A 24,655-nucleotide genomic window follows, 5' to 3' on the forward strand; every position below is an offset into this window, starting at 1 on the left:
GATGTCTGTTCTGTGGCAGCGCGTCCAGGGGTGGCGCCGGGCCGTCCCCGGAGGACGGGTCGGCCTCCGGCTGTCCGTGATGGCGATGATCGACGCCGTCGGCACCGGTGCCTTCCTGGCCGTCTCCGTGCCGTTCATCACCCGGTCCGTCGGCCTCTCCGTGGGGCAGCTCAGTCTCGGTCTGGCCCTGTCCGCCGCGATCGCACTGGCCACGGCCGTCCCGATCGGCATCCTCGCCGACCGGGTCGGCCCGAAGAAGGTACTGGTCGGCGTGAGCCTGTGGCGCTGCGCCTGCTTCGTCCTCTACCCGTTCGTCCAGAACCTGTGGCAGTTCCTGACGGTGGTGTGCCTGCTCGGCCTGGTCGACAAGGCGGCGGCGCCGATGGAGCAGGCCCTGGTCGGGCAGGTGACGGTGACCGAGGACCGGGTCAAGGTGGTCGCGGTGCTGCGCTCGCTGCGCAATGTCGGCTTCACCGTCGGCGCCCTGCTGGGCGGTATCGGACTGCTGATCGACACCCGGGTCGGCTACGGCGCGATCCTGCTGCTCAACGCCGTCTCGTTCGCCGTGCTCGCGGCCCTGGCCCACCGGCTACCGGTGCTCAGCACACCGGCGAAGAGCCTGCGGCGCCGCTTCTCGGTCGACGCGCTGCGGGACCGGCCGTTCCTGGCGTTCACCGGGATCAACGCGGTGCTCACCATGCACATGACCCTGCTGAGCATCGGCATCCCGCTGTGGATCGTCGAGCACACCGAGGCCCCGGCCGCGGTGATCTCGCCCCTCGTGGCGGTCAACACCGTGCTCGCGGTCGCCCTCCAGGTACGGGCCAGCCGGGGCACCGAAACCATCGCCGGGTCCGCACGCGGACTGGTGCGGGCCGGTGTCTCCCTCGCGGTCTGCTGCCTGCTGCTCGTCGCGGCGCCGAAGCCGCCCGTCGTGGTCGGGGTCAGCGTGCTGCTCCTCGCCATGATCGCGCTGACCGCGGGCGAGCTGTTCCAGTCCGCCGGGGGCTGGGGCGGGTCGTACCTTCTCGCGGCGCCCGGCCAGGAGGGCGTCTACCTCTCGGTCTTCTGGCTCGGCGTGGCCGTCCAGCAGATCGCGGCACCGGTCGTGGTCGGCGTGGTCATCACGACCGGCACCACCGGGTGGGTCGTCCTGGCCGCCCTGTTCGCCGCCTGCGGGTTCGCGGCGCCGGTCATCGGCCGGTGGGCCCAGGCGCGGCTCGACTCCAACGGCGCCCAGCTCGAACATCACCCGGCTTGAGCATCGACCAGCTTGAACATCAACCAGGAGGAAAAGATGTCCGTTCCGCTGTACGTTCCCGCCGGTGAAGGTGAATACGTCGACATCCGGGACACGAAGAGGACGTATCTGAAGCTCACCACGCCCGACTCCAACGGAGAGTTCGGCTTCTTCGAGCACCACATGGCTCCGGAGGCGAAGGGCGCCTCCCCGCACATCCACAAGCAGTCCACCGAGATGTTCTACGTGGTCAAGGGCGAGATCGAGTTCACCATCGGCGACCGCAAGGTGGTCGGTGAGCCGGGCGCGTTCGCGTACATCCCCAAGGGGGAGCCGCACGGCTTCACGAACCGGGGCACCGAGGACGCCACGCTGCTGATCATGTTCTACCCGATCTACGACCGCGAGGACTACTTCCGGGGCCTCGGCCGTCTGACGGCGAACGGGCGCAATCCCAGCATGGAGGAGCTGCGGGAGCACATGGCGAAGTACGACCAGTTCATGGTGTGACGTCGCCGCCGCCCTTCCCCGTACGGAAGCGCCACTGCAACTCCCTGACCTGAGCGGCGAGTTCGGGCACCGGACCGGCCACCTCCAGTCCCGGCACGACGTCCTGGACGGTCAGCGGGCTCAAGGGCGAGGTGACGGGCACGCCCCACTCGGCCTTCCAGTCCCTGGCCTGCCGGGACGAGCTCGCGTACACGATGCGGCCCAGTCCGACCCAGCCGTGCGCGGCCGCACACATCGGGCAGTGCTCCCCCGAGGTGTACACGGTCGCCGCGGCCCGCTCCTCGGGGGTCAGGTGGAGCGCGGCCCACCGGGCGAGTTCGAACTCCGGGTGGGCCGTCGGGTCGCCGGTGGTGGACTCGCGGTTGCGGTCCTCGGCCCTGATCCCGCCGTCCGCGTCGACGAGCACGGACCCGAACGGCCAGTCACCGGCTTCGAGGGCCTCGGCCGCGAGTTCGACGCAGCGGCGGAGGTAGGGCAGATCGGTTTGGGTTACGGCGGTCGCGCCGGTTCCGGGAAGGTCGGGGTCGTCGGGTGTCACTGTCACTCCGTCCCTTGCGGCCGTGTGCGGATACGTCGCTACGTCCGGTGGGCGGCCACGACGGCCAGCGCCTGCCAGGCAGCCTCGGGCCGCAGGGTCTCCTCGGGATCGCCGTGGTAGGGGTCGAGCAGCACGGTGTCGGCACCGGCGAGACGCAGTTCCTCGACGTCCTCGAAGAACTGCTCGACGGTGCCTTCTCCCGCTCGGCGCGTCGGATCACCGACCGGCTTATCCGTGAGCCTGAGCCGGATCCGCGGCGCCAGACCCGGCACGGGCTCGCCCAACCGGGCGGCCGTTCCCCGGAGTCGCGTCAACGCGCCCCTGAACCAGGGCATCGTGAACCGCAGCGGATGCCACGGAGCGCCGAAACGCACGGCCCGGCGCATGGCCGCGTCGCTGTTTCCGCCGATCCAGATCGGGATCTGTCCGGCGCGGTAGTCGGCGTCGTTCTCCCATGCGGCGCGCAGCGTCCGCAGATGTTCGTCGGTCAGGGCGCCGCGTCGCTCGAAGGGGACGCCGAGCGCCTCGAACTCCCTCCGGGCCCAGCCGACCCCGACACCCAGAACGAGTCGGCCACCGCTGAGTTGATGCAGGTTGGCGGACATGCGGGCGACCAGCAACGGGTGTCGGTAGGGGGTGATGAGAACGGTCGTCCCCAGCTTGATCCCGGTCGTGATGCCCGCCATCCAGGCGAGCGTGGTGAAGGGTTCGTAGAACGGCGCGGGATACCGCTCGGCCACGTCCTCCGTGATCGCCACGTGGTCGGACATCATCAGCAGATCGAAGCCGAGACCCTCCACGGTTTCGGCCCAACGGGCGAGGTGATCCGGATTCGCCCCTGGTCCGAAATTGGGGACGTTCACACCTATCCGCATAGGTGTCACCCTAGCAACGGGCCTCCCCCAACGCGCCTGTGATGCAGGGTGGTTGAGCACCCCGTTGCCGCGCCCCGGAGTTGCGGGCGACCACGGAGCGTACGCCATTGGTCCGACATCACCCGGAGGTTCCGGTTCCAGCGCACCGAATCCGCCAGAATCTTCGCCATGGAGATTTCCGAGCACATCCAAGTGGTGGACGTGGAAGGCCAGTTGCTGGCCCGGGCCGCGGCGGAGGCGGGAACCGACGCCAAGGTGCCCACCTGCCCCGACTGGCAGGTGCGGGACCTGCTGCGGCACACGGGGATGGTCCACCGCTGGGCGGCCGCGTTCATCACCGAGCGGCGCACCTCGTACCGGCTCGGCGGTGAGCTCCCCGAGCTGGACGGCGACACCCTCGTCGAGTGGTTCCGCGAGGGGCACGCCACGCTCGTCGCCACGCTCAAGACGACGCCGCCCGACGTGGAGTGCTGGGCCTTTCTGCCCGCCCCCTCGCCCTTGGCCTTCTGGGCCCGGCGGCAGGCGCACGAGACGACCGTCCACCGCGTCGACGCGGAGTCCGCCCGCGGGGGCTCCCCGTCCCCGATGGACGTCGCCTTCGCCGTGGACGGGATCGAGGAGCTGCTGTTGGGCTTCCATGCCCGCAAGAGGAGCCGGGTGCGCAGCGACACCCCGGCCGTGCTGCGGGTGCGGACCACGGACCCGCGGGAAGAGCGGACGTGGACCGTACGACTCTCCGACGAGCCCCCGGTCACGGAGCACGGCACGACGGCGCCCGCCGACTGCGAGGTGTCGGGTTCCGCGGCGCGGCTCTATCTGGCGCTGTGGAACCGGCTGCCGTTCCCGCAGGTGACCGGGGACCGCGCGCTGGCGTCGCTGTGGCGGGAGAGGTCCGCCATCGTCATGGGGTGATCGTCAGCCCGTGGCGGCGTCGAGCATCCGCCCGAGGACGGCCCGCTGCAGCGGCCGCACTTCCTGGTGCAGCGCCCGGCCCTTGTCCGTGAGGGAGACGCGGACACCGCGGCGGTCCTCGCTGCACATGCCGCGCTCCACGAGGCCGTCCTTCTCCAGCCTCCCGATGAGGCGGGAGAGGGCGCTCTGGCTCAGATGGACCTGCGCGGAGATCTCCTGCACGCGGAACGTACAGCCGCCGTCGTCCGACGATCCCTCGGCCAGTACGTCGAGGACCTCGAAGTCGCTCGCGCCCAGGCCGTGCGGGTGCAGCTCCCGGTCGAGCTCGCACAGCGTGCGCGCGTGCACCGCGAGGATGCCGCGCCATTGATCCACGAGCCCCTGCTCGGCCTTCTTCGCCGCCATGGGACCGCACGCTAGCAGAGTTTCACCACTTCATTGCATCGGCATTAAATGCGCATGCATTCAATGCCGATGCAATCGGCCGCTCGGGCTCCGTCGGGCGCGGTGCGGTGCGGTCAGGTGCGGTCCCGGTTGGCCGAGGCCCTGAGAGCGGCGATCGTGAGCGCCACGACCAGCAGCGAGGCGAGCGTCGCGATCGCCGCGGACAGGGTCGGGAGCGGCGCCGTCACACGGTCGGGCCGCAAGACGTAGGCGAGCGTCGTCGAGTCGATCCGGTCGTCCACGAGGTGGCTGACGGTCAGCGCTCCGGCCACCAAGGTGCTCGCCACGGCCACGAACGGCGACCCGCTCAGGCACAGGGCCGCGCCCGCCGCGGCACACAGGACGGAGACGCCGAGTGCGGCGGGCAGGCCGAAGGCGGGCGCGTCCGACCAGTTCAGCGGGAAGTGGGCCGCCGCGCAGAGCAGCAGGAGTACGCCTGCCACGCGACGCAGCCACACCAGGGAGGTCGTACTCCGCACCTGTGCGGCCGCGGTGTCCGGGGCGGAAGCGGGGCGGGCGGCGGATGCGGCGAGCGGCGAGGCCGTGGTCCTGGCCTCGCCGCGGTTGCTGTCGCTGCCCTTGGCTTTGTCGGCGCCCTTGTCGGCGGACTGGGCGCTGTCGGCGTCCGGGGTGCTGCCGGTTGCTTGCTGCTGTCCCTGCTGTCCTGGCTGTCCCTGCTGTTCCTGCTGTTCTCGCAGGCTGCCGATCAGCTGCATCAGGTCCTCGACCGACCTGGTCGTGCCCGCGGCGTGCACCACTTCGGCGCCGCTGTGCGGATCGTGCGGGGGACGGGACAGGAGGCGGACGAGCCTGCTGACGTCCGGGATGGGCCGTTCCTCGGCGGCATGCCGAATGGCCTCGTCCATGTGGTCGGCGGGGTGTTCCGGCGGGCCGAGGAGTTCCACCAGCCGAGTGACGTCGTCGACCGAGCGGGCCACGGCGGCCAGGCGGAGTATCGAGGCCGCTGTCGGCAAGCCGTCGGGCGACTGCTCCAGGAGGGTGACGAGGTCGACCACGTCGTCCAGGGGCCGCGACACCACGGCCACGCGTATGAGCTCTCGTACGGCGTCGTCGTCGGTGTCGGGTGCCGCCGGTTCCGGGGGCCGGCCGTCGGCGTCGCCCACGGCCCGTTCCGGGCGTCCGCCGTCGGCGACGGCCACGGCTCCTGCCGGGGAAGCCTCGTCGGTGGCGTGGCCTGCTGCCTGCGGTCGCTGGGCGGTGCCCTCGCGGACCGGGCCGCCGAGCTGCCCGGTGCCCCAGTGGACCGATGTCGACACCAACGGTTCGCCGGTTCCGGATGTTTCCCCTGCGGCGGAGAATGACTCAGCGGCCATCTCGTCTCTCCATTTCAGCGGGGCGTCCTCGCCCCGCACGTAAGCGTGTCTCCCGTTCTATGCACGCTTCATTCGCCCCGCCACTGGAGCGGGCCGCCCACCGACGCCGTTCCCCGCGGTTCGACCGCGCCCAGGTCATTGCCCACCGGGAACGCGCACCGCACACTCGGAGAATGGGGCGACGGACGCAGGCCGAGCGGGACGCGGACACGGTCGAGATCGCCTACGCCCTGTTCGTCGCGGCGTCCCTCGCCGGTGGCACGATGCTCGCCGTGGGATCACCGGCGTTCTTCTTCGGCGTGCGGTCACCCAGCGAGGGCACCCTGGTCCGAGCAGGCCTGATCGCCGGGGCCGTGGTCTTCTTCACGGTCCTGGCGGCGATCCTCTTACGGCACGGGCACGGGCACGGGCGCGGGAGCAGGCGCAGACGCGGGCGCGGGCGCGGGCCCGGTCCGCATCAGCCCAGCCAGCCGGGACGGACCAGCCCCGACTCATAGGCCAGGACGACGAGTTGGGCACGGTCCCGGGCGTTCAGCTTCACCATGGTCCTACTGACGTGCGTCTTGGCCGTGAGCGGACTGACCACCAGACGGCGGGCGATCTCCTCGTTCGAGAGGCCGATGCCGACCAGGGCCATCACCTCCCGCTCCCGTTCGGTCAGCCCTGCGAGGGTGCCGGCGGCCGCGGGCTCCTTGGAACGCGCCGCGAACTCGGCGATGAGGCGGCGCGTCACCCCCGGTGACAGCAGTGCGTCGCCGTCGACCACCGCCCTGACAGCGCGCAGCAGTTCGTCCGGCTCGGTGTCCTTCACCAGGAAACCCGACGCTCCGGAGCGGATCGCCTCGAAGACGTACTCGTCGAGTTCGAAGGTGGTGAGCATGACGACCTTCACGTCGCCCAGAGAGGGCTCGTCGGTGATCCTCCGGGTGGCGGCGAGTCCGTCGAGCAGTGGCATGCGGATGTCCATCAGGACGACGTCGGGGCGCAGTTCCCGCACCATCCGCACCGCCTCGTCGCCGTCCGCGGCCTCCCCGACGACGCCGATGTCCGGCTGTGCGTCGAGGAGCGCCTTGAAACCTGCCCTGACCAGGGACTGGTCGTCGGCGAGCAGTACGCGGATCACTGGTCCTCCCGAGGTGCGGTGCGGGCCTTGGCAGCCCCGTCCGCCGCCAGGGGCAGTACGGCGGTCACGCGGAAGCCGCCGTCCGGTCGCGGGCCCGCCTCGATCGTGCCATCGAGGGCGGCGGCGCGCTCCCGCATCCCGGCAAGTCCGTTGCCGCTGCCGCCCGCTTCGGCGCCGGTGGAGGGCCCGTCGTCGTCGATCCGCAGGGTGAGCGACGCCGCCTCGTGGCGCACCAGCACGCGTGCGCGGCGCGATCCCGAGTGCCGTACGACGTTCGTCAACGCCTCCTGGACGATGCGGAACGCCGCGAGGTCCGTGCCCGGGGGCAACTGCGCCAGGGCGCCTTCCGTGGTGACTTCGACGGTCAGTCCCGCGCTCCCGGCCTGCTCGACGAGTTCGGGCAGCCGGTCGAGGCCGGGCGCCGGGGCGCGCGGCGCGTCCCCGGGGGCGCGCAGGGTGCCCAGGACCTGGCGCACCTCCCCCAGCGCCTCCTTGCTGGCGGCCTTGATGGTGGTCAGCGCGGTGCGGGCCTGTTCGGGGTCGGAGTCGAGCAGCGCGAGGCCGACGCCCGCCTGGACGTTGATGACGGAGATGCTGTGGGCGAGGACGTCGTGCAGCTCCCGCGCCATCCGCAGCCGCTCCTCGTCCGCCCGCCGCTTCGCGGCCTGCGCACGCTCGGCACGCTCCTTGGCCCACTGTTCACGGCGTACGCGGGCGAGTTCGGAGACGGCGATGATCGCGACGACCCAGACGGCTGCCGCCACCTCCTCGCCCCAGGGCCGGGCGCCGTCACCGCCGGGCGGCAGCCACCGGTAGAGCCAGTGCGCGATCAGCAGATGCCCGGCCCAGAGCCCGCCGACGGCTCCCCAGGCCGCACGCCGGTGCCCCGCGACGATCGCGGCGAAGCAGCCCACGGCGACGGCCAGGAAGATCGGACCGTAGGGGAACCCGGCCCCGATGTAGACGAGCGTGAGCCCCGCACTGGCGTACAGGACGGGCACGGGGTGGCGGTGACGCAGCAGGAGGACCGCCGTGGCCAGGAACAGCAGCACCCGCGCCAAGGGGTTGATGTCCACGCGGTCGAGTTGGCCGTGCTCGGCGAACCTGGACCCGACCTGCACGAACAGGGTCAGCACGGCCGTCGTGAGCCACGGCAGGCGACGGGCCGTCGATCCGTCGGACCCGGAGTTCCACCAGGGCGGCCCGTGCCGCCACATCGGCGGTCCGCCCCAGGACGGGGGCGGACCGACCGGCCTGCCTTCGCGCTGCTCTTCCATGACGGTCACGCTAGACCGGAGCCGGTGGGGCGGGCGTCCGACGGGCGTGGTGATCACACGTACTCCCACGGGAGTAGGAGCCGCAGGTCGCCCGCGCCCCTACGTTGGTATCTGCAGCACAGAGAGGTGGGGGCCGTCCAGCGGCCGACCCTCGGGGCGCCCCCCCGCCGCCACCTTTCAGCAGTTTGCGCCGCATGACAGAAGTTGTGGGCGCGGAGCATCAAGTAGGTGACAATGCGGGGCCGTTGACGGTCCGGCGACCCCCGACCGGGCGCGGAACCCGTTCGGACCAGGGCGTTTTCGGGGCCTCAGCCCTGCCGCAGCAGGCCCACCCCGTGCGCGAGCTGCGCCGCCGCGTGCGAGAAGAACTCCGGGCGGGCCTCGACGATCCGGTTGAACTGCCCGAACACCTCGAAGCCGACGAGCCCGAAGAGCTGGGCCCACGCCGCGACCATCGCCGTGATCGTCGCGGGCGGCAGATCGGGCGCGAGGTCCGCCGCGAGGCGCTCCCCCTCGGTGCGCAGCTCGGCGGGCAGCGGCTCGAAGGCGACGCCCCGCCCCTGGTGGGCGTCGCGGACGATGTCGATGAGGACCAGACCGACGCGCGCGGCGGCCCGGACGGTCGTGTCCGGCGCGCTGTACCCGGGGACGGGCGAGCCGTAGATGAGCGCGTACTCGTGCGGCTGCTCCAGCGCCCAGGCACGCACCGCCTCACACACCGCCGTCCACCGCCGGATGGGCTCCTGCCCGGCCGCCGCCGCATGCGCCGCTTCGGCGGCGGCGCCGAGCGAGTCGTACGCGTCGATGATCAGCGCGGTCAGGAGGTCGTCCCGGCTGGGGAAGTAGCGGTAGAGGGCGGAGGAGACCATGCCCAGCTCGCGGGCGACCGCACGCAGGGAGAGCTTGGCGGCGCCGTCGGCCGCGAGCTGCTTGCGCGCCTCGCTTTTGATCGCCGCGGTCACTTCTTCGCGGGCACGGGCCCGGGCTCCTCGGGTGGCACTGGTGTTGCTGCTCATGAGGGCCAGTGTGGCATGCGCGTGGAGCAGTGCACACATTCGAGAGCACTGCTCTTGCTTTGGAGCACCGACCTCGTGCACACTGCTCTCAAGCGAGAGCAGTGCTCTCGTAATTCGGTTCCACGCCGCCACCCCCAGGAGGGCGCCATGTCCACGACCAGCTCGCCGTACTACCTCAAGGGCAGCCGTCTCAACGTCCGGCTGAACAGCGTGATCGGATGGCTGGCGCGGCACGGAGTCAGCCTGATGGGCAGCGCCGAGCTCTCCGTCCGGGGACGCAAGAGCGGCAAGATGCAGCGGATCCCCGTCAACCCGTATACGTACGACGGCGACCAGGCCCAGTACCTCGTATCGGCGCGCGGGCACTCCCAGTGGGTGCGCAACATGCGCGTCGCCGGGGGCGGGGAGCTGCGAGTGGGGAGCAAGGTGCGGGAGTTCACCGCCGTGGAGGTGCCCGACGCCGAGAAGCTGCCCCTGCTGCGCGGCTATCTGGAGAAGTGGGGCTGGGAGGTGAACCAGTACTTCCAGGGCGTGACCGCAGCCTCCTCCGACGAGGAGATCCTGGCGGCCGCCCCCGACCACCCCGTCTTCCGCATCACCGTGCAGAAGAAGCGGTAGGCCGCCGACGGCCCACCGCGCCCCTCAGCGCTCTTCCCGTGCCTGCAGAACACGGCCCACCATCGGGTGCGTACGCACCAGCTCGCCCAGCGTCGTCGAGCCGCGCGTGATCTTCGCGAAGGCGTTCCACGCGGGCCGGAAGCCCGTGATCGCCGTGTGCAGCATGCCGGGGCGGCGCTCGAAGGCCTTGAGCATGCGGCGTCCGACGCTCATCTCCACGCCGAGCCCCGCCTTGATGGCGAAGGCGTAGTTGAGGGCCTGGCGGCGGGCGTCCACCGCGTCGTGCGACTCGGCGATCCGCACCGCCCACTCCCCCGCGAGCCGGCCGGAGCGCAGCGCGAAGGAGATGCCCTCGCGGGTCCACGGCTCCAGGAGCCCCGCGGCGTCGCCGCAGACCAGGACCCGGCCGCGGGAGAGCGGCGAGTCGTCGCTGCGGCAGCGCGTGAGGTGCCCCGAGGAGATGCTGGGCTCGAAACCGGCGAGGCCGAGCCGGGCGATGAAGTCCTCCAAGTACCGCTTGGTGGCCGCGCCTTCGCCGCGGGCGGAGATCACACCGACGGTGAGGGTGTCGCCCTTGGGGAACACCCAGCCGTAACTGCCCGGCATGGGACCCCAGTCGATGAGGACCCGGCCCGCCCAGTCCTCGGCGACGGTCTCGGGGACCGGGATCTCGGCCTCGAGGCCGAGGTCGACCTGGTCGAGCTTCACGCCGACATGCGCCCCTATGCGGCTGGCGCTGCCGTCGGCACCGACCACCGCGCGGGCCAGGACCGTCTCGCCGCCCTGCAGCATCACGGCGACGGTGCGCCGGTCCGGCACCTCGGTGCCGTGCTGCTCCACGCGCGCGACGGTGACGCCGGTGCGCAGCTCGGCGCCCGCCTTCTGCGCGTGCTCGACGAGCTGCTCGTCGAACTCGGGGCGGTTGATCAGGCCGAAGAGCATCTGCCGCGAGCGGCGCGTACGGGAGAACTTGCCGTCGAGGGTGAACGTCACCGCGTGCACCCGGTCGCGGAACGGCAGCTCGAAGCCGGGCGGCAGGGAGTCGCGCGAGGGGCCGATGATGCCGCCGCCACACGTCTTGTAGCGAGGGATCTCGGCTTTCTCCAAGAGGAGGACACTGCGTCCCGCGACCGCTGCCGCATAGGCCGCCGAGGCCCCCGCAGGGCCGGCTCCGACCACCACGACGTCCCACACGTGCCGGGTGTCGTCCGCTGAGTTCTCGCTGCTCACGTTGGTCTACCGCTCCTGATCCCGCTGTTGGCCGCGCTTTCCCCAGGCATCCTACGGCGGAGCCTCGCGGGCCCCTCCTGTGGGAGGATCACACGTACCCACATGCACAACGTCGCACCTACGAGGAGCGTGCCCATGTCGCCGAATCCGATCGCCGAGACCGTCGCCTCACTGATGCCGAAGGCGAAGGCGGAGCTCACCGAACTGGTGGCCTTCAAATCGGTGGCGGACTTCGATCAGTTCCCGAAGAGCGAGAGCGAGGCCGCCGCGGGCTGGGTGGCGGACGCGCTGCGCGCCGAGGGCTTCCAGGACGTGGCGCTGCTCGACACCCCGGACGGCACGCAGTCGGTGTACGGCTTCCTGCCGGGCCCCGAGGGCGCGCCGACGGTCCTGCTCTACGCGCACTACGACGTCCAGCCCCCGCTCGACGAGGCCGCCTGGGCCACCCCGCCGTTCGAGCTGACCGAGCGGGACGGCCGCTGGTACGGCCGGGGCAGCGCCGACTGCAAGGGCGGCGTCATCATGCACCTGCTCGCGCTGCGCGCCCTGAAGGCCAACGGCGGCGTCCCCGTGAACGTGAAGGTGATCGCGGAGGGCTCGGAGGAGCAGGGCACGGGCGGCCTCGAGCGGTACGCGGAGGCCCACCCCGACCTGCTGACGGCCGACACGATCGTCATCGGCGACGCGGGCAACTTCCGGGTCGGTCTGCCGACGGTGACGTCGACGCTGCGCGGCATGACGCTCGTACGCATCAGCGTCGACACCCTCGAAGGCAACCTGCACTCCGGCCAGTTCGGCGGTGCGGCCCCGGACGCCCTGGCCGCACTGGTGCGCGCCCTGGACTCGCTGCGCGCCGAGGACGGTTCGACGACGATCGACGGTCTGACGAGCGACGCCGCCTGGGACGGGCTGCAGTACGAGGAGAGCGACTTCCGCCGGGACGCCAAGGTCCTCGACGGTGTGGAGCTGATCGGCGAGGGCACGGTCGCCGACCGCATCTGGGCGCGCCCGGCCGTCACGGTCCTCGGCATCGACTGCCCGCCGGTGATCGGCGCGACGCCGTCGGTGCAGGCGGCCGCGCGGGCGCTGATCAGCCTGCGGGTGCCGCCGGGCGTGGACGCGGCCGAGGCCACGAAGCTGCTCCAGGCACACCTGGAGGCGCACACTCCGTGGGGCGCGCAGGTACGGACGGAGCAGATCGGTCAGGGCCAGCCGTTCCGAGCGGACACGACGAGCCCGGCGTACGCGGCGATGGCCGAGGCGATGGGTGAGGCCTACCCGGGCGAGGAGATGCAGTACGCGGGGCAGGGCGGCTCGATCCCGCTGTGCAACACCCTCTCGTCGCTCTACCCGCGCGCGGAGATCCTGCTGATCGGCCTGAGCGAGCCGGAGGCACAGATCCACGCGGTCAACGAAAGCGTGTCTCCCGAGGAACTGGAGCGGCTCTCGGTGGCCGAGGCGCTGTTCCTCCAGAAGTACGCGACGAGCTGAGGACCGCCGATCCGGCAGCGCTCTGCCGACGGCTGAGGAGCCTCGCCTTCGGGCGGGGCTCCTTCTTGCTCGTCCTGACCTGATGGATGCGGGCGGCGCCCCCCGTGTACGCGCACCGTGCCGACGCGCCTTTCGTACGAGGTGGCGTGCCTCGGGCACGGCGACCCGGTGCGGGAGCGAGCCTCCCCGGTGCCGCGCGCCTCCGCGGACGGCTATCCGCCGAGCGGGACGCCGGCTTCCAGGTAGAGCGTGACGCCGCGTTCCCGCGCGCGCAGCGCCCAGCGCAGTCGTGCGTAGCGCACGGCGGGCAGCAGGTCGGCCGCTTCCTGTTCGGTCACGAAGCGCCAGTCGCGCAGTTCGGGACCCGGGAGCAGCATGCGGACCGCGCCGCTGTCGAGCCGCCCGCCGTCGAAGAGGAACCGCATCCCGCCGTAGCCGGGCGGATTCGGCGGCTCCCAGTCGGCGACCAGCAGGTGCGGCGTTTCGGTGAGCTGGATGCCGGTCTCCTCGGCCACCTCGCGCACGCCCGCGCGTGTGGGCGCCTCGCCGGGCTCGACGACTCCGCCGGGGAACTCCCAGCCCGCTTTGTACGTGGGGTCGACGAGGAGCACCCGGTCCTGCTCGTCGAAGAGCAGCACCCCGGCGGCGAGGGTCTCCGCGGTGGGCTCCGGTGTCTGCACGATGTCGGAGCCGGGAGCGGCGCCGCTGCGGACGGCCTCGGCGAGACGTTCGGCGGTCTCGAACGGCGTGAGGAGGCTGGTGTCGACGCGGTGGGCGTCGCCGTCGATCCAGTCGGCGCGGGCGGCGCGGAACGGCTCGATGTGGTCGAAGGCCCACTGCCGCACCCGCATGTCGCCGTCGGGCAGGTCCGACGGCACGGGACGGCCGGATATTCGCTCACGCAGGATCGTTTCGTCGGGAGCGAGCAGGACATGGTGCACGGTGATCCTGCGCGCCGCGAGACCGCCGAAGATCTCATCGCGGTACTCCTGGCGCAGCAGCGTCATCGGCACCACGAGAACGCCGCCGACCTCGGCGTGCAGCGCGGCCGCGGTGTCGATGACGAGGCGGCGCCAGATCGGCAGATCCTGATAGTCGCCCACCTCGTCGAGGCGCTTGGGCGGCAGGAGACAGGGCAGTGCGCCGCCGATGACCTCGGGGTCGAAGAGCGTGCTGTTCGGGATCAGCTCGATCAGTTCCCGTGCGGCGCTGGTCTTTCCCGCGCCGAACGCACCGTTGATCCAGACGATCATTCATTCTCCAGGACCGGAAGGCCGCTGAACAGCGGCGGAGGCTCGTTGAGTAGATCATCTGGGGACGTGATGGGAAACGGTGGCATCCACAGTCCGGCCCCCACTACCTCCTTCTCCCAAACGGACTGGAGGTACTCTACGATCCGCTCTTCCATAGCGGGCGTCACCTCACTGTACGTTCCCTCCACGCCCGGCAGTTCATGCCCCACGCGGGCCTCGATCGCCACCTTCGCGATGCCGCCCGGCCCATCCGGCTTCGCCTTCGCCCAGTGCCGCAGCCGATGGGTGTCCTCGCCGGCCATCTCGGGCACTGCGGGGATCTCGGGACGCTGCCACCGGTCGTACCGCACCTACGAGGGGCGTTCGTCCGCGCCATCCCCCATCGGGTCCCAGTGGTCCGTCTTGAAGTTCTTCGCCGAGACCGCGCCCGAGGACCGCACCGTCGACACCAACCTCCGCGACCGCATCACCATCGCGCTGCTCACGACCCGTCGCACCGGCTACGAGGGCGCCGCCCCGGCAGGACCCGCACGTACCGGATCGCATGAACGACGAGACGCAGCAGGCGGGGGACGGCCCGCGGCTCCTCGGCGGGCCGGGCGCCATGCCGCAGTCGCCCGTGTGCACTCAGAACCGAGTTTCAGTGGTCGGCCGAGCCGAGCTCGGGAGACGACACGGGCTACGACACGGACGGGTGGGCGAGAACACCAAGACCCGCCGGGACTGGGAAGTCGAGGTCACCTTCGACAGGAAGGCGACGCCGGACTCGACCGCGTACGCCGCCGTCCACGAAAAGATCAGGTCGGCGTTCTTCGCGTACGGCGAGGCGTCCAAGGTCCACATGCGGTACATGGACCGCAACGGGCTCCCCGAGGCCTACGAGGGATACGGTCTGCCCAAGTGGGAGCCGCAGGGCGGCGGAGCCGAGACCTCGATCAGATCCGGGTGACGTTCACCGGCACCGGGTCGCTCATCCCGATCACCAACCCGATGGCCGTCTGATGGCCGGCGGGTTCCCGGACAACGCGCGTTACGCGTCAAGTGAATTGACGATTCTTCACCCCAACGTGTGGCACTGCCCTTCCGTGAATCGTTCCCGCACTGCGGGGCGCATCCGCCCCCGCTAGCGTTTTCCCGGCAGGCACCCCAGTCCCCGGTGGCCTCTCGATACTGGCACTCCCGTTGCGCCACGCTCCTTCGTGAGCCCGTCGGCGCCGGCGCTGGGGGGATGAATGCGGCAAGACGAACTGAAGGCATACGCGCGGGAGGAATCCGATCAGCCTCCGCGGGTGTACGGACTGGACGAAGCGATCGTGATCGAACTGCACGGCGAGGTCGACGTCGTGGCCTACCAGCGGTCGGTCTCGCTGGTCGACGCCGTGACCGCGGGGCCGGAGCCCGTCGTGATCATCGACCTGAGTCAGGTCACGTTCATCGACTGTTCCGGACTCTCCCTGCTCATGCGGGCCCACCGGCGGGTGACGACGAGAGGCAGGCGGCTGCGCATCGTCTGCACGCACCCGCTGACGCTGCGCATGCTGCGCGTCACTCAGCTCACCGCGGCCCTGTCACCGGCACCGACGCTCAGCGCGGCGCTCCTCGATCCGACTGACCAGCAGACTTCCTGAGGTACTTCCGGGGCTTCAGGGGCTTCGCCGGTTCGTGGTGGAGCTGATAGTGCGCACGCCAACTCGGGGTCGCCGCGCCGCCCATGACGGTCATCACGACGTCGTGGGCGAGCGAGTCCGTGACGGGGAGGTGACCGAAGAGGACCCGGTGGTAGGTGGTGGCGCCGAGCATGTCCAACAGCAGGTCGATGTCGGCGTCCGGACGGATGTCACCGCGCTCGATGCCGCGCCGCAGGGCCGCCTCCGTGGTGGCCCTCCTGGGGTGGAAGATCGTCTCGGTGAAGACGCGGTCCAGCGCGGGATCGTCGGCGAGTTCGGCCATCAGCGCAGGCAGCGTACGCCGCCCGAGGCTGCCGCCGAAGGCGCGGCTGAGGGTGTCGATGCCTTCGATCAGGTCACAGTGCGTGCATCCCGTGTCCGGCGTGGGCGCCGTCCCCATCGTGTCGGCCAGAGCCGCGATGACGAGGTGCTGCCTGGACGGCCACCGACGCCGGATGGCGGGCTTGGTCGTGCCCGCGCGCCGGGCCACCGCCTCCATCGTCAGGCCGGGATAGCCCGCCTCCTCCAGCAACTCCTGCGTGGCCGTCAGGATCGCCTCGTCGAGCCGGGTGTCACGAGGGCGCCCCGCGGGGCGGGTGGCGCGGGACGAGCGGTCCGCGCCGACCGCGCCACCCGCATCGCCTGCGTTTCCTGCGCCGCCCGCGTAGAGCGAAGGGTCGGGGGTTGCCATGGGAGTCAGTATAGGTAGCATGTCATTTCGTTCCGCTCCGGATCGAAACATAAGGAGGGGCTGCCTTGCCCGAGCAGGAGTCGGCCGCCGACCATGCGCTTACGAAGTCCATGGAGTCCACGCAGTCCACCGAGTCCACGGAGTCCACAGAGTTCAGGGAGTTCACGGCACCCAGCACACCCACCGCGTCCACGGAGATGCGTGACGCCGCGCGCGAGAGTGTCTTCCGCGCCCCCTACGCGGCACTGACCTGGGGCACCGTGCTCTCGGTCGGCCTCGTCGCCTTCGAGTCGATGGGCGTGGCCACCGTCCTCCCCGAGATCGCCGGGAGACTCGGCGGCCTGGGCGCCTACGGCTGGGGCCTGTCCGCGCTGATGCTCGCCAACCTCATCGGCACCATCGCCGCGAGCCGCGCCGCCGACCGGCGCGGCCCCGCGCGCCCGTTGGCCCTCGGCCTCGCCGTCTTCGCCGTCGGCTGCGCGCTGGCGGGGTCGGCGCCCAACTGGCCGCTGTTCCTCGGCGGACGCTTCCTGCAAGGGCTCGGCGTCGGCGCCGTCATGGCCCTCGCGTACACGGCGATCGCGCTCGCCTACCCGCAGCGGCTGCGCGCCCGTATGTTCGCGCTCGTGTCGGGCGGCTGGACCGTGCCATCGCTGATCGGCCCGACGATCGCCGCGCTGATCTCCGACCACGTGTCCTGGCGGGGCGTGTTCGTGCTCCTGCTGCCGCTGGTGGCTCTGGCCGCCGCGCTCGCACTGCCACCGCTGCGCCGCCTCAGCGGACCCGACCGGGCGCCCGCCGCCTCGGACGACGGACCGTGGTGGTCTTCACCGGTGGCGCGCAGCGTTCTGCTCGCCGCGGGCACCGGAGTCCTCCTCGCCGGCCTCGAACTGCGCCGGCCCGTCCTGCTGACCGTGCTGGTCCTGGTCGGCGGCGCCGCGGCGGTCGGCGCGCTGCGCTCGGTCACTCCGGCGGGCACGCTCAGCGGGCGACGCGGCGTGCCGACGGGCGTCGTGCTGCGCTTCCTGCTCTGCGGCGCCTACTTCGGGAGCGAGGCGTTCCTGCCGCTCGGCCTGGTCGAGCTGCGCGGGCTGAGCGCGACGGAGGCCGGGCTCGGGCTGTCGGCGGGCGCGATCACGTGGGTCCTCGGCGCGGTCTGGCAGGGCAGGGCCGACAGCCGCTGGAGCGGCCGGTCGCGGGCGGTGCCGATCGCCGCGGGGTTCGCGGTGCTGCTCGTCGGCATCGTGGTGATGGCCCTGGGTGTCCTGGTCGACGCGACGCCCGAGTTGACCGCCGTGGTGGGCTGGGCGATCGGGGGTGCGGGCATGGGCGTCGCCTTCAACGCCGCGACCACCGACACCATGGAACAGGCCCCGACCGACCGGCAGGGCGAGGCGAGCGGCGCGATGCAGCTCGCGCAGACCTTGTCGGTCGCGGTCCTCAGCGGCCTCGGAGGCGCGGCGGTCGCCCTGTCGGACGCGAACGGTTCGTCGGTGTCGGTCGCCCTGACGGCGACGTTCGCGCTGACGGCGGTGCTGGCGGCAGCGGGGAGCCTCATGGCGCGGAGGATCAGGGGCCGGTCCCGGCCCTCCCTGCCGACCGCACCGTGACCTGATCACCGCCCCCTGACGCGACACCGCCCTGCCGGGTGGCGGCGGCAGGGCGTTACCGAGCGGCGCGGGCCACCCGCTCTCGGCCGTCGTGCCAGCCACCCCTGGCGATTGCCGCTGGCGTCGGGGTATCTCGGCGCCCGGCGCCAGCGGCGGCACCGTGACACAGGGTCGCGCCCGGTCGGGGGTGCCGGGCACGTCCCTGCGTCAGTTACTTCGTGGCCGGGGGCGGTTATGGATGCGTTGCCGGGGCGGATTTTCCGCGCGGTGTACGTTCCCGCGCGGAGCATGATCCCAGCGGCTCCGCGGCGAAGGGGTCACGCGCTCTCGGCGACCCCACCTCTTTCTCCCGCCTCACCCCCTTCTCCCGCCTCCCGGACGGCTGCACGGAGTTCGGCACGAGCGGCCCTGAATGCGGTGACGGGCGCCAAGGTCAGCCTCAGCACGGGCACCACGGCGACGGTCAGAACCCCCACCCCCACAATGAGCGTGACGAGCTTGGGGGTCGCCCAGGGCATCGGATCCCGATGGTCCGAGAGCCAGGCGAGACACCCGATGGTCACGAGGGCCTGCCCCAGCATGATGAATCCCCAGATAGTCCCGGCGATCGTCTGCAGGGCCGACCTCCTCAAGTCGCCACCGGCACTGGTCAAGTAATCGAGTGCGTCCTGTCTGGATCCGCTCTCCCGGGCCTTCTCACTGGCTGTTCTGACGATGCTCTTGATCTGTGTCTCGACAGCCTTCTGGTAGACAGCTACCTCCACTGCCGCGGCGAGAAGGACGACGGGGGCGACTGCGGCGGCAGTCGTGGCGAACGATTCGGTCATCTCCATGAGCCGGATCCTCGCCCGCGCGAGCCGCCGACACGGGAGAGTTACGCAAGAGTGATCAGCTCAGGTTGTCCGTGCCCGTGCGGATTCCGTGCCCACTGGAGCGGCCGAGGTCCGTCATCCTTTCCCCGCCCCCAACGTCAGCCCCGCGATGAAGTGCCGCTGCAGCAGCAGGAACACCAGGACCGTCGGGAGGGCCACCAGGACCGAGCCTGCCGCCAGCAAGTTGTAGTCCGTGAAGAATTGGCCGCGCAGGTTGTTCAGGGATGACGTGATCGGGAGTTTGTCCGGGTTGGAGATGAAGATCAGGGCCCAGAGGAAGTCGTTGTAGATCCAGGTGAATTCGAGGGTGGCCAGGGCCGCGAGGGCCGGACGGCACAGAGGGAGTGTGATGCGCCAGAACTGGGTCCAGACTCCCGCGCCGTCGACGATCGCCGCCTCCAGGATCTCCCTCGGCAGGGTCCGCATGAAATTGGAGAGGACGAAGACGCAGAAGCCCATCTGGAAGCCGATGTTGACGACGATGAGCGCCCAGAAGGAGTCGTAGAGGGTGAGCGAGTCGGACATCCACCAGGGCAGCGGGATCTTCAGGAAAAGGGCGTAGAGGGGGGTGACGATGACCTGTGGGGGAAGCAGGTTGCCCGCAGTGAACAGCATCAGGAGGATGACGCCGCCGCGGATCCGCAGACGCGATATCGCGAAGGCCGCGAACGAGGCGAGGAAGAGCGTCACGATCACCGCGGGGACGGCGATCAGGAGCGTATTGGTGAAGTACCGGCCCATACCGGATTCGGTGTAGGCCTGGTTGTAGTAGTCGAAGGACAGGCGGTCGGGCCAGGAGAAGTAGCCGTTCTCCGCGGTCTCTTCGTACGGGCGCAGCGAGGCGTAGACGGCCAGCAGGAGTGGGGCCAGGAAAGCGAGGGACACGGCGGTCAGGAAGAGGGGGACTCCGAATGCGCCTCGGCGACGAGGGGCCCGGGAGCGGTGGGTACGGGGAGGAAGGGCCTGCGGGCCACCGTGATGGGTCGTGCGGACGTCTGCGGTCATCGGTCGCGCGCACCTCTCAGCTCTTGGACGAGGAACGTCACGATGAATCCCAGGGAGACGGTGAGCAGGACGACCGCTATGGCCGAGCCGAATCCGATGCGGCTCGCCTCGCCGATGATGTTCTCGGTGATGAGCACGGAGAGCAGTTCCAGGCCGTTGCGGCCCTTGTTGACCGCGTAGACGATGTCGAAGGCCCGCAGCGCTTCGATGACCGTGATCACGCCGACGATGACATTCACCGGACGCAGGGTCGGGAAGACGACGCGGAAGAAGGTCTGGCGGGTGTCGGCGCCGTCGATCGCGGCCGCCTCCTTGAGGGCGGGATCGACGGACTTGAGGCCCGCGAGGTAGAGGATCATGACGTATCCGGTGTGCCGCCAGCTCGCGGCCAGCATCATCATCCAGAGGTTGAGGTCGGAATCGCCGAGCCAGTCGATCGGATCCTTCTCGTTGCCGAGAGCGGTGTTGATCACGCCCTGATCGGTGCCCAGGAGGAGTTGCGCCATGAATCCGACGACGGCGAGCGAGAGCACCACCGGCATGTAGAGCACGGACTGGTAGAAGCGGCTGAACCGCACGCCGCGGTCGATGAGGACCGCGAGGAGAAGACCGAAGGGCGTGGCCACGAAACCGAGAAAGGCGATCCAGAGAAGGTTGTGGCGCACCGCGGGCCAGAACGCGGGGTAGTTGGCGGCGAGGCTCTCGTAGTTCTTTCCGCCCACCCACTCGATGTCGCCGATTCCGTCCCATGAAGTGAAGGACAGGCCGATGGAGGCCAGCGTCGGGCCCCAGATGATGACGGCCTCGATCAGGACGGAAAGTCCCAGGAGTACGCCGAGTACGGTGATGTCGCGCCGCGTGAATCGCGTCGGCCGGGCCATGGTCAGCCGACGTCCTGCGCGAAGATGTCCTTCTTCTGCCGTTCGATGCTGTTGACCAGGCCGTCGACGTCGTTCGGGTTGTCGATGAAGTCCTGCAACGCCTTGATCATGACGGTCTGCGCGAAGTCGGGGCGTGTGTCGCGGTCCAGGAACTGCGAGATCTGCTTGGCGTTCGAGACCAGTTCGGCGGACTTCTTCTGCAGCGGGCTGTACTTGGAGGTGTCGGCCCCGTCGTTGACCGCGACGTTGTTCGGGTCACCGGCCAGATACACGTCCTCGGCCTCGGATGTTCCCAGCCACTTGAGGAGTTGCTTGCCCGCGGTCACGTTCTTCGCCTTCTCGGCGATCAGGAATCCGTCGATCGGCGCCTCCACCGCGTCCTGACCGTGCGCGGGGTCGATCTCGGGGAAGGCGAAGAAGTCGATGTCGTCGCGCTCGTTGGCCGGGAACTGCTGCCCGGGGTGGGGCATTCCGAACACGGCCATGCCGGTCTTGCGCCGTTGCAGACCTTGGCCGGCCTCCTCCCAGGTGCGACCGAGCGCCCCCTTCTGGTAGTACGGCATGAGTTCGCGCCACAGGTCGAAGACCTTCTTGACCTTCGTGTCCGTCCAGGCCTCGTGGCCCGCCATCAGGCTCTTGTGGAAGTCGTAGCCGTTCAAGCGCAGGTCGATGTAGTCGAAGGTGCCCATGGCGGGCCAGCCGTCCTTGTCGCAGAAGGCGACCGGAATGCCGTCCCTGTGCATCTTCTTGGCCAGTGCGATGAACTCGTCCCAGGTCCTGGCCTGTTCGTACCCCTGCTTGTCGAAGAGGCTCTTGCGGTGGAAGACGGCCCACGGATAGTAGTAGTACGGCACGAAGTACTGCTTGCCCTCGTGCGTGGACTGGTCCTTCAGCGCCCGCGAGAAGCCACTGAAGTCCTTCCACACGTCACTGATGTCGACCAGCAGGCCCTTCTCCGCGAAGTACTGCATGCGGTATCCGGCGAACCACATGAAGACGTCGTCGGGTGTGGCGCGGAGATAGCGCGTGATGTTCTGCTGGAATTCGTTGTGCTCCGTGGTGTGGACCTCGACCGTCTTCCCGGTCTTCTTCTCGTACGCGTCGAAAGCGTCCTGGAACGCCTTCTTCGGCACCGCGTCCGAGGAGTTGGAGCCCATGGTGACTTCGTTCTTGTTGCCACCCGGCTTCTCACCGCAGGCACCGAGCAGCGCGGGGAGCGTCACCGCCCCCGCCCCGGCCGCGGTGCCGCGCAGCAACCTGCGCCGGGACATCCGATGTCCTGTCGTACCTTCGGGCCTGACGGATCCGCCGAACGATGACTGTGCCATGTCCCCCTCCTCGGGGTTCAACCGAACACAACCGAACGCGCGGGGTGGATCCCACTCCCAAGAGGCGGCCCCGTCAAGGGTTCCGGCGTCAGAGAACCGAACCGGCACCGCCCCTCTTCCAACAGAGTCCAACAAGCTCTACCGTAAGCGCGCGCGTGACACGCACATGCAAACCCCCCATCTTTCGCGAGTACGGAGGAACGTAACGATGCGTCATCTCCCAACCCGCACAACCCGCCTGAGAGTGGTCGGATCGCTGACCGCCGCCCTGCTGTGCGCCGCCGGGCTCGCCATGCCCGCCGCGGCACGTGACACCGCCGCGCCGGCCGACACCCCGGCCACCGCCGACCCCGGCGCGAAGCTTCCCGGCGGTCTCGCCCTCACTCCGCCCATGGGCTTCAACAACTGGAACTCGACCCATTGCAGGGCCGAGTTCGACGAGGCGATGGTCAAGGGGATCGCGGACATATTCGTCGAGAAGGGCCTCAAGGACGCCGGGTACGAGTACGTCAATCTCGATGACTGCTGGGCACTCCCGCAGCGCGACGCGAACGGCAAACTCGTACCGGACCCCGTCCGATTCCCCCAGGGGATCAAGGCCGTTGCCGACTACGTCCACTCCAAGGGCCTCAAACTCGGCATCTATACGAGCGCGGGCACCAAGACCTGCAATTCCGCGGGCTTCCCCGGTGCGCTCGGCCATGAGCGGAGCGACGCCCAGCAGTTCGCCGACTGGGGCGTCGACTATCTCAAGTACGACAACTGCAACAACCAGGGCGTCGACGCCAAACAGCGGTACATCGCCATGCGCGACGCGCTGAAGGCCGCCTCCGAGAGCACCGGCAGGCCCATCGTCTACAGCATCTGCGAATGGGGCGAGAACAAACCGTGGGAATGGGCGGCGGACGTCGGCCACCTCTGGCGCACCACCGGTGACATCAGTGACAACTGGGGCTCCATGTTGTCCATCATGAAGAGGAACCTGCCGCTCGCGAAGCACGCGGGTCCCGGCCGGTGGAACGACCCCGACATGCTCGAAGTCGGCAACGGCGGCATGACGGGCACCGAGTACCGCACGCACTTCTCGATGTGGTCGATCATGGCCGCGCCCCTGCTCATCGGCTCCGACCTGCGCAAGGCGACCCCCGAGACCTTCGAGATCCTCGGCAACGAGGAAGTCATCGCCGTCGACCAGGACCCCCTGGGCAAGCAGGGCGAAGTCGTCACGTCGGAGGGCGGCCGCTGGGTCGTCGCCAAGGAGATGAAGGACGGCAGCCGCGCCGTCGCCCTCTTCAACGAGTCCGGCAGCCCGCAGTCCGTGTCCACGACGGCCGCGGCCGTCGGGCTCCCCGACGCCGACGCGTACACGCTGCGCGATCTGTGGCAGCACAAGAGCTACAACACGGCGGGCCGGATCGCGGCGACCGTCCCGGCACACGGCACCGTACTGCTGCGCGTCTCCGCCGACGGCAAGTGGGCGCACCACCCGCCTGCCACCGAACTCGGCCTGAAGGGCGGCTTGTTCGTGGAGGCCGACGAGGCGGCCGAGGTCACCTCCGAGATCACCAACCTGGGCCGCACGCCCGCCCAGCGGGTCTCCGTGGCGCTCGGCGCGCCCTCGGGGTGGACCGTGAAGGCCACCTCGCCGAGCACGGCGCGCTCGCTGGGGACCGGCAGGACGCTCGCCACGTCGTGGCAGGTCACCGCTCCGGCGGACACGAAGCCGGGATCGTACGACGTCCGTCTCACCGCCACCTACCGCTCGCCGCAGGGCGCCCGCGCCGAGAAGGTGCTGCCGCTCACGGCCCAGGTGGTCGTGGCGCCCCCGGCGGGCAACTCGCCGCTCGGCGACCTGCCGTGGCTGTCGGCGACCAACGGCTGGGGCCCCGTGGAGCGCAACACCAGCAACGGAGAGAGCGGCCTCGGCGACGGCAGGCCGATCACCATCGGCGGAAAGGTGTACGCGAAGGGCCTCGGAGTGCATGCCGAGAGCGCCGTCGAGTACTACGCCGGAGCGGCCTGCGAGAAGGTCACCGCGCAGGTCGGCGTCGACGACGAGACGATCGTGAAGGGCACGGTCGCCTTCGAGATCTGGGCGGACGGCAAGAAGGCCGCCTCGACCGGCGTGCTCACCAACGCCATGCCCGCGCAGGAACTGTCCGCGGACGTGAGCGGCGCCCAGGTCGTACGCCTCGTCGTCACGGACGGCGGGGACGGCATCGACTCCGACCACGGCGACTGGGCGGAGGCCACGCTGAGCTGCTGAGGCGCGCGTCGGGCGGCCCGCCCTGCTCGCCGGGCGGCGGGTCCCCGTCCGTCGAGCGGCGGATGTCGGGCGACCCGCCCTGTTCACAAGCGGCCACCCGACACCGGTCACCCTCCGCGCCACGACCTCGGACGCGCCACGGACCCGGGCGCGACAGGGACCCGGGCGCCGACGGGGACCCGGGCGCGACACATACGTACAGCCCACAGAACCCGACGTCAGCCCCCGACCGCACTCCCCAGCCGCACCGTCGCGCCCGGCCCGCCCGCGGTGCCCGACCCACCGGCCGCGCTCGGCGCCCCGTCGAGCGCGGCCGCCGCCGCACCCACCAGACCCGCGTCCGTGCCCATCAACGCGGGGGCCACGGTCAGTTGGCGTACGAAGGAGAGCGTGGCGTAGTCCCGCAGGGCGCGACGCAGGGGCGTGAAGAGCACGTCGCCCGCCTTCGCCACTCCCCCGCCGATCACCGCGATG

At 70.4% G+C, this 24,655-nt stretch carries 26 protein-coding genes and 1 pseudogene; 10 read left to right on the plus strand and 17 right to left on the minus strand.

Going from position 1 to position 24,655, the window contains the following annotated elements:
• Position 1: 1 nt before the first annotated feature.
• Together AOK03_RS00315 and AOK03_RS00320 are read left to right on the plus strand one after the other, a co-directional pair.
• Positions 2–1,261 carry an MFS transporter gene (locus AOK03_RS00315; protein WP_055563046.1) on the plus strand — a complete coding sequence of 420 codons (1,260 nt, stop codon included), beginning with the start codon at positions 2–4 and terminating at the stop codon, positions 1,259–1,261.
• Between the two features lie 36 nt (positions 1,262–1,297).
• Positions 1,298–1,750, plus strand: a complete 453-nt coding sequence (locus AOK03_RS00320; protein WP_055563070.1) for a cupin domain-containing protein — start codon at positions 1,298–1,300, stop codon at positions 1,748–1,750.
• Here AOK03_RS00320 and AOK03_RS00325 read toward each other — a convergent pair.
• A complete protein-coding gene (locus AOK03_RS00325) occupies positions 1,740–2,288 on the minus strand; it encodes a nucleoside deaminase (RefSeq protein WP_055563047.1) in 549 nt (182 codons plus the stop codon). The two genes, AOK03_RS00320 and AOK03_RS00325, sit on opposite strands and share 11 nt — an antisense overlap.
• Positions 2,289–2,326: 38 nt before the next feature.
• The gene (locus tag AOK03_RS00330; protein ID WP_055563048.1) at positions 2,327–3,163 is read right to left on the minus strand and encodes a TIGR03619 family F420-dependent LLM class oxidoreductase; all 837 of its coding nucleotides are present in this window, start codon (positions 3,161–3,163) and stop codon (positions 2,327–2,329) included.
• Positions 3,164–3,331: 168 nt separating this feature from the next.
• On the opposite strand from AOK03_RS00330, the gene AOK03_RS00335 reads away from it, so the two are divergent.
• Positions 3,332–4,075, plus strand: coding sequence for a maleylpyruvate isomerase family mycothiol-dependent enzyme (locus tag AOK03_RS00335; RefSeq protein ID WP_055563049.1), 744 nt, complete (start codon positions 3,332–3,334; stop codon positions 4,073–4,075).
• Between the two features lie 3 nt (positions 4,076–4,078).
• Here the strand turns inward: AOK03_RS00335 and AOK03_RS00340 are convergent, their stop codons facing one another.
• Together AOK03_RS00340 and AOK03_RS00345 are read right to left on the minus strand one after the other, a co-directional pair.
• A complete protein-coding gene (locus AOK03_RS00340) occupies positions 4,079–4,480 on the minus strand; it encodes a MarR family winged helix-turn-helix transcriptional regulator (RefSeq protein ID WP_055563050.1) in 402 nt (133 codons plus the stop codon).
• A 113-nt stretch (positions 4,481–4,593) separates the two neighbouring features.
• Positions 4,594–5,853 carry a hypothetical protein gene (locus AOK03_RS00345; protein WP_157868823.1) on the minus strand — a complete coding sequence of 420 codons (1,260 nt, stop codon included), beginning with the start codon at positions 5,851–5,853 and terminating at the stop codon, positions 4,594–4,596.
• Positions 5,854–6,026: 173 nt separating this feature from the next.
• Between AOK03_RS00345 and AOK03_RS43675 the strand changes: the two genes are divergently transcribed.
• Entirely contained in the window at positions 6,027–6,350 is a 324-nt protein-coding gene (locus tag AOK03_RS43675) for a DUF6332 family protein (protein WP_063792385.1), read from the plus strand.
• Here AOK03_RS43675 and AOK03_RS00355 read toward each other — a convergent pair.
• From AOK03_RS00355 to AOK03_RS00365, 3 genes are all read right to left on the minus strand, one after another.
• Positions 6,311–6,976 (minus strand): response regulator, encoded by a 666-nt coding sequence (locus tag AOK03_RS00355; RefSeq protein ID WP_055563052.1) that lies wholly within the window; start codon positions 6,974–6,976, stop codon positions 6,311–6,313. The genes AOK03_RS43675 and AOK03_RS00355 overlap by 40 nt on opposite strands.
• The gene (locus tag AOK03_RS00360; RefSeq protein WP_167355559.1) at positions 6,973–8,253 is read right to left on the minus strand and encodes a sensor histidine kinase; all 1,281 of its coding nucleotides are present in this window, start codon (positions 8,251–8,253) and stop codon (positions 6,973–6,975) included. Before AOK03_RS00360 ends, AOK03_RS00355 begins: the two co-directional genes overlap by 4 nt.
• Before the next feature lie 308 nt (positions 8,254–8,561).
• Positions 8,562–9,269: a TetR/AcrR family transcriptional regulator gene (locus AOK03_RS00365; RefSeq protein ID WP_055563071.1), complete on the minus strand. Its 708-nt coding sequence runs from the start codon at positions 9,267–9,269 to the stop codon at positions 8,562–8,564.
• 147 nt (positions 9,270–9,416) lie between these two features.
• Here AOK03_RS00365 and AOK03_RS00370 point away from each other — a divergent pair, with 147 nt between their 5' ends.
• Complete coding sequence (locus AOK03_RS00370; protein WP_055563054.1) at positions 9,417–9,887, plus strand: nitroreductase family deazaflavin-dependent oxidoreductase; 471 nt, start codon at positions 9,417–9,419, stop codon at positions 9,885–9,887.
• Between the two features lie 24 nt (positions 9,888–9,911).
• Here AOK03_RS00370 and AOK03_RS00375 read toward each other — a convergent pair whose 3' ends face one another.
• Positions 9,912–11,117: a geranylgeranyl reductase family protein gene (locus tag AOK03_RS00375; RefSeq protein ID WP_055563055.1), complete on the minus strand. Its 1,206-nt coding sequence runs from the start codon at positions 11,115–11,117 to the stop codon at positions 9,912–9,914.
• Between the two features lie 135 nt (positions 11,118–11,252).
• Here AOK03_RS00375 and AOK03_RS00380 point away from each other — a divergent pair, with 135 nt between their 5' ends.
• Entirely contained in the window at positions 11,253–12,608 is a 1,356-nt protein-coding gene (locus AOK03_RS00380; protein ID WP_055563056.1) for a dipeptidase, read from the plus strand.
• Positions 12,609–12,820: 212 nt separating this feature from the next.
• On the opposite strand, the gene AOK03_RS00385 is transcribed toward AOK03_RS00380, so the two are convergent.
• The 3 genes from AOK03_RS00385 to AOK03_RS44810 are packed head-to-tail and all read right to left on the minus strand — an operon-like array spanning position 12,821 to position 14,346.
• Positions 12,821–13,861, minus strand: coding sequence for an NUDIX hydrolase (locus AOK03_RS00385; protein WP_055563057.1), 1,041 nt, complete (start codon positions 13,859–13,861; stop codon positions 12,821–12,823).
• The gene (locus AOK03_RS00390) at positions 13,858–14,163 is read right to left on the minus strand and encodes a hypothetical protein (protein WP_157868824.1); all 306 of its coding nucleotides are present in this window, start codon (positions 14,161–14,163) and stop codon (positions 13,858–13,860) included. Before AOK03_RS00390 ends, AOK03_RS00385 begins: the two co-directional genes overlap by 4 nt.
• A 48-nt stretch (positions 14,164–14,211) precedes the next feature.
• Complete coding sequence (locus AOK03_RS44810) at positions 14,212–14,346, minus strand: hypothetical protein (protein WP_279616295.1); 135 nt, start codon at positions 14,344–14,346, stop codon at positions 14,212–14,214.
• Between the two features lie 209 nt (positions 14,347–14,555).
• On the opposite strand from AOK03_RS44810, the gene AOK03_RS00395 reads away from it, so the two are divergent.
• Together AOK03_RS00395 and AOK03_RS00400 are read left to right on the plus strand one after the other, a co-directional pair.
• Entirely contained in the window at positions 14,556–14,810 is a 255-nt protein-coding gene (locus tag AOK03_RS00395) for a phage tail tube protein (RefSeq protein ID WP_055563059.1), read from the plus strand.
• 340 nt (positions 14,811–15,150) lie between these two features.
• The gene (locus AOK03_RS00400; RefSeq protein WP_244177435.1) at positions 15,151–15,489 is read left to right on the plus strand and encodes an STAS domain-containing protein; all 339 of its coding nucleotides are present in this window, start codon (positions 15,151–15,153) and stop codon (positions 15,487–15,489) included.
• On the opposite strand, the gene AOK03_RS00405 is transcribed toward AOK03_RS00400, so the two are convergent.
• Positions 15,446–16,219 carry a TetR/AcrR family transcriptional regulator gene (locus tag AOK03_RS00405; RefSeq protein WP_079074365.1) on the minus strand — a complete coding sequence of 258 codons (774 nt, stop codon included), beginning with the start codon at positions 16,217–16,219 and terminating at the stop codon, positions 15,446–15,448. The two genes, AOK03_RS00400 and AOK03_RS00405, sit on opposite strands and share 44 nt — an antisense overlap.
• Before the next feature lie 65 nt (positions 16,220–16,284).
• Here AOK03_RS00405 and AOK03_RS00410 point away from each other — a divergent pair, with 65 nt between their 5' ends.
• Complete coding sequence (locus AOK03_RS00410) at positions 16,285–17,829, plus strand: MFS transporter (protein WP_244177436.1); 1,545 nt, start codon at positions 16,285–16,287, stop codon at positions 17,827–17,829.
• Positions 17,830–18,146: 317 nt separating this feature from the next.
• On the opposite strand, the gene AOK03_RS00415 is transcribed toward AOK03_RS00410, so the two are convergent.
• The 4 genes from AOK03_RS00415 to AOK03_RS00430 all read right to left on the minus strand — a co-directional run bounded on the left by AOK03_RS00415 (position 18,147) and on the right by AOK03_RS00430 (position 21,858).
• Positions 18,147–18,662, minus strand: coding sequence for a hypothetical protein (locus tag AOK03_RS00415; RefSeq protein WP_055563061.1), 516 nt, complete (start codon positions 18,660–18,662; stop codon positions 18,147–18,149).
• A gap of 114 nt (positions 18,663–18,776) precedes the next feature.
• Complete coding sequence (locus AOK03_RS00420) at positions 18,777–19,706, minus strand: carbohydrate ABC transporter permease (protein ID WP_055563062.1); 930 nt, start codon at positions 19,704–19,706, stop codon at positions 18,777–18,779.
• Positions 19,703–20,587, minus strand: a complete 885-nt coding sequence (locus tag AOK03_RS00425) for a carbohydrate ABC transporter permease (RefSeq protein WP_055563063.1) — start codon at positions 20,585–20,587, stop codon at positions 19,703–19,705. Before AOK03_RS00425 ends, AOK03_RS00420 begins: the two co-directional genes overlap by 4 nt.
• 2 nt (positions 20,588–20,589) lie before the next feature.
• Entirely contained in the window at positions 20,590–21,858 is a 1,269-nt protein-coding gene (locus AOK03_RS00430) for an ABC transporter substrate-binding protein (protein WP_055563064.1), read from the minus strand.
• A gap of 265 nt (positions 21,859–22,123) precedes the next feature.
• Here AOK03_RS00430 and AOK03_RS00435 point away from each other — a divergent pair, with 265 nt between their 5' ends.
• A complete protein-coding gene (locus tag AOK03_RS00435) occupies positions 22,124–24,181 on the plus strand; it encodes an NPCBM/NEW2 domain-containing protein (RefSeq protein WP_208609470.1) in 2,058 nt (685 codons plus the stop codon).
• Positions 24,182–24,399: 218 nt separating this feature from the next.
• On the opposite strand, the pseudogene AOK03_RS43680 reads toward AOK03_RS00435, so the two are convergent.
• Positions 24,400–24,655: pseudogene (locus AOK03_RS43680) on the minus strand (hypothetical protein); the annotation flags it as partial.

Source organism: Streptomyces atriruber (assembly GCF_001418325.1).
Taxonomy (GTDB): domain Bacteria; phylum Actinomycetota; class Actinomycetes; order Streptomycetales; family Streptomycetaceae; genus Streptomyces; species Streptomyces atriruber.

What these genes read in the sequence shown, in the direction of transcription:
- AOK03_RS43675 (WP_063792385.1), top strand. Translation starts at nt 6,027, where the DNA reads ATGGGGCGACGGACGCAGGCCGAGCGGGACGCGGACACGGTCGAGATC.
- AOK03_RS00365 (WP_055563071.1), bottom strand. Translation starts at nt 9,269, where the DNA reads ATGAGCAGCAACACCAGTGCCACCCGAGGAGCCCGGGCCCGTGCCCGC.
- AOK03_RS00390 (WP_157868824.1), bottom strand. Translation starts at nt 14,163, where the DNA reads ATGGCCGGCGAGGACACCCATCGGCTGCGGCACTGGGCGAAGGCGAAG.
- AOK03_RS00345 (WP_157868823.1), bottom strand. Translation starts at nt 5,853, where the DNA reads ATGGCCGCTGAGTCATTCTCCGCCGCAGGGGAAACATCCGGAACCGGC.
- AOK03_RS00380 (WP_055563056.1), top strand. Translation starts at nt 11,253, where the DNA reads ATGTCGCCGAATCCGATCGCCGAGACCGTCGCCTCACTGATGCCGAAG.
- AOK03_RS00430 (WP_055563064.1), bottom strand. Translation starts at nt 21,858, where the DNA reads ATGTCCCGGCGCAGGTTGCTGCGCGGCACCGCGGCCGGGGCGGGGGCG.
- AOK03_RS00435 (WP_208609470.1), top strand. Translation starts at nt 22,124, where the DNA reads ATGCGTCATCTCCCAACCCGCACAACCCGCCTGAGAGTGGTCGGATCG.
- AOK03_RS00360 (WP_167355559.1), bottom strand. Translation starts at nt 8,253, where the DNA reads ATGGAAGAGCAGCGCGAAGGCAGGCCGGTCGGTCCGCCCCCGTCCTGG.
- AOK03_RS00330 (WP_055563048.1), bottom strand. Translation starts at nt 3,163, where the DNA reads ATGCGGATAGGTGTGAACGTCCCCAATTTCGGACCAGGGGCGAATCCG.
- AOK03_RS00315 (WP_055563046.1), top strand. Translation starts at nt 2, where the DNA reads ATGTCTGTTCTGTGGCAGCGCGTCCAGGGGTGGCGCCGGGCCGTCCCC.
- AOK03_RS00415 (WP_055563061.1), bottom strand. Translation starts at nt 18,662, where the DNA reads ATGGAGATGACCGAATCGTTCGCCACGACTGCCGCCGCAGTCGCCCCC.
- AOK03_RS00320 (WP_055563070.1), top strand. Translation starts at nt 1,298, where the DNA reads ATGTCCGTTCCGCTGTACGTTCCCGCCGGTGAAGGTGAATACGTCGAC.
- AOK03_RS00335 (WP_055563049.1), top strand. Translation starts at nt 3,332, where the DNA reads ATGGAGATTTCCGAGCACATCCAAGTGGTGGACGTGGAAGGCCAGTTG.
- AOK03_RS00405 (WP_079074365.1), bottom strand. Translation starts at nt 16,219, where the DNA reads ATGGCAACCCCCGACCCTTCGCTCTACGCGGGCGGCGCAGGAAACGCA.
- AOK03_RS00340 (WP_055563050.1), bottom strand. Translation starts at nt 4,480, where the DNA reads ATGGCGGCGAAGAAGGCCGAGCAGGGGCTCGTGGATCAATGGCGCGGC.
- AOK03_RS00420 (WP_055563062.1), bottom strand. Translation starts at nt 19,706, where the DNA reads ATGACCGCAGACGTCCGCACGACCCATCACGGTGGCCCGCAGGCCCTT.
- AOK03_RS00370 (WP_055563054.1), top strand. Translation starts at nt 9,417, where the DNA reads ATGTCCACGACCAGCTCGCCGTACTACCTCAAGGGCAGCCGTCTCAAC.
- AOK03_RS00425 (WP_055563063.1), bottom strand. Translation starts at nt 20,587, where the DNA reads ATGGCCCGGCCGACGCGATTCACGCGGCGCGACATCACCGTACTCGGC.
- AOK03_RS00385 (WP_055563057.1), bottom strand. Translation starts at nt 13,861, where the DNA reads ATGATCGTCTGGATCAACGGTGCGTTCGGCGCGGGAAAGACCAGCGCC.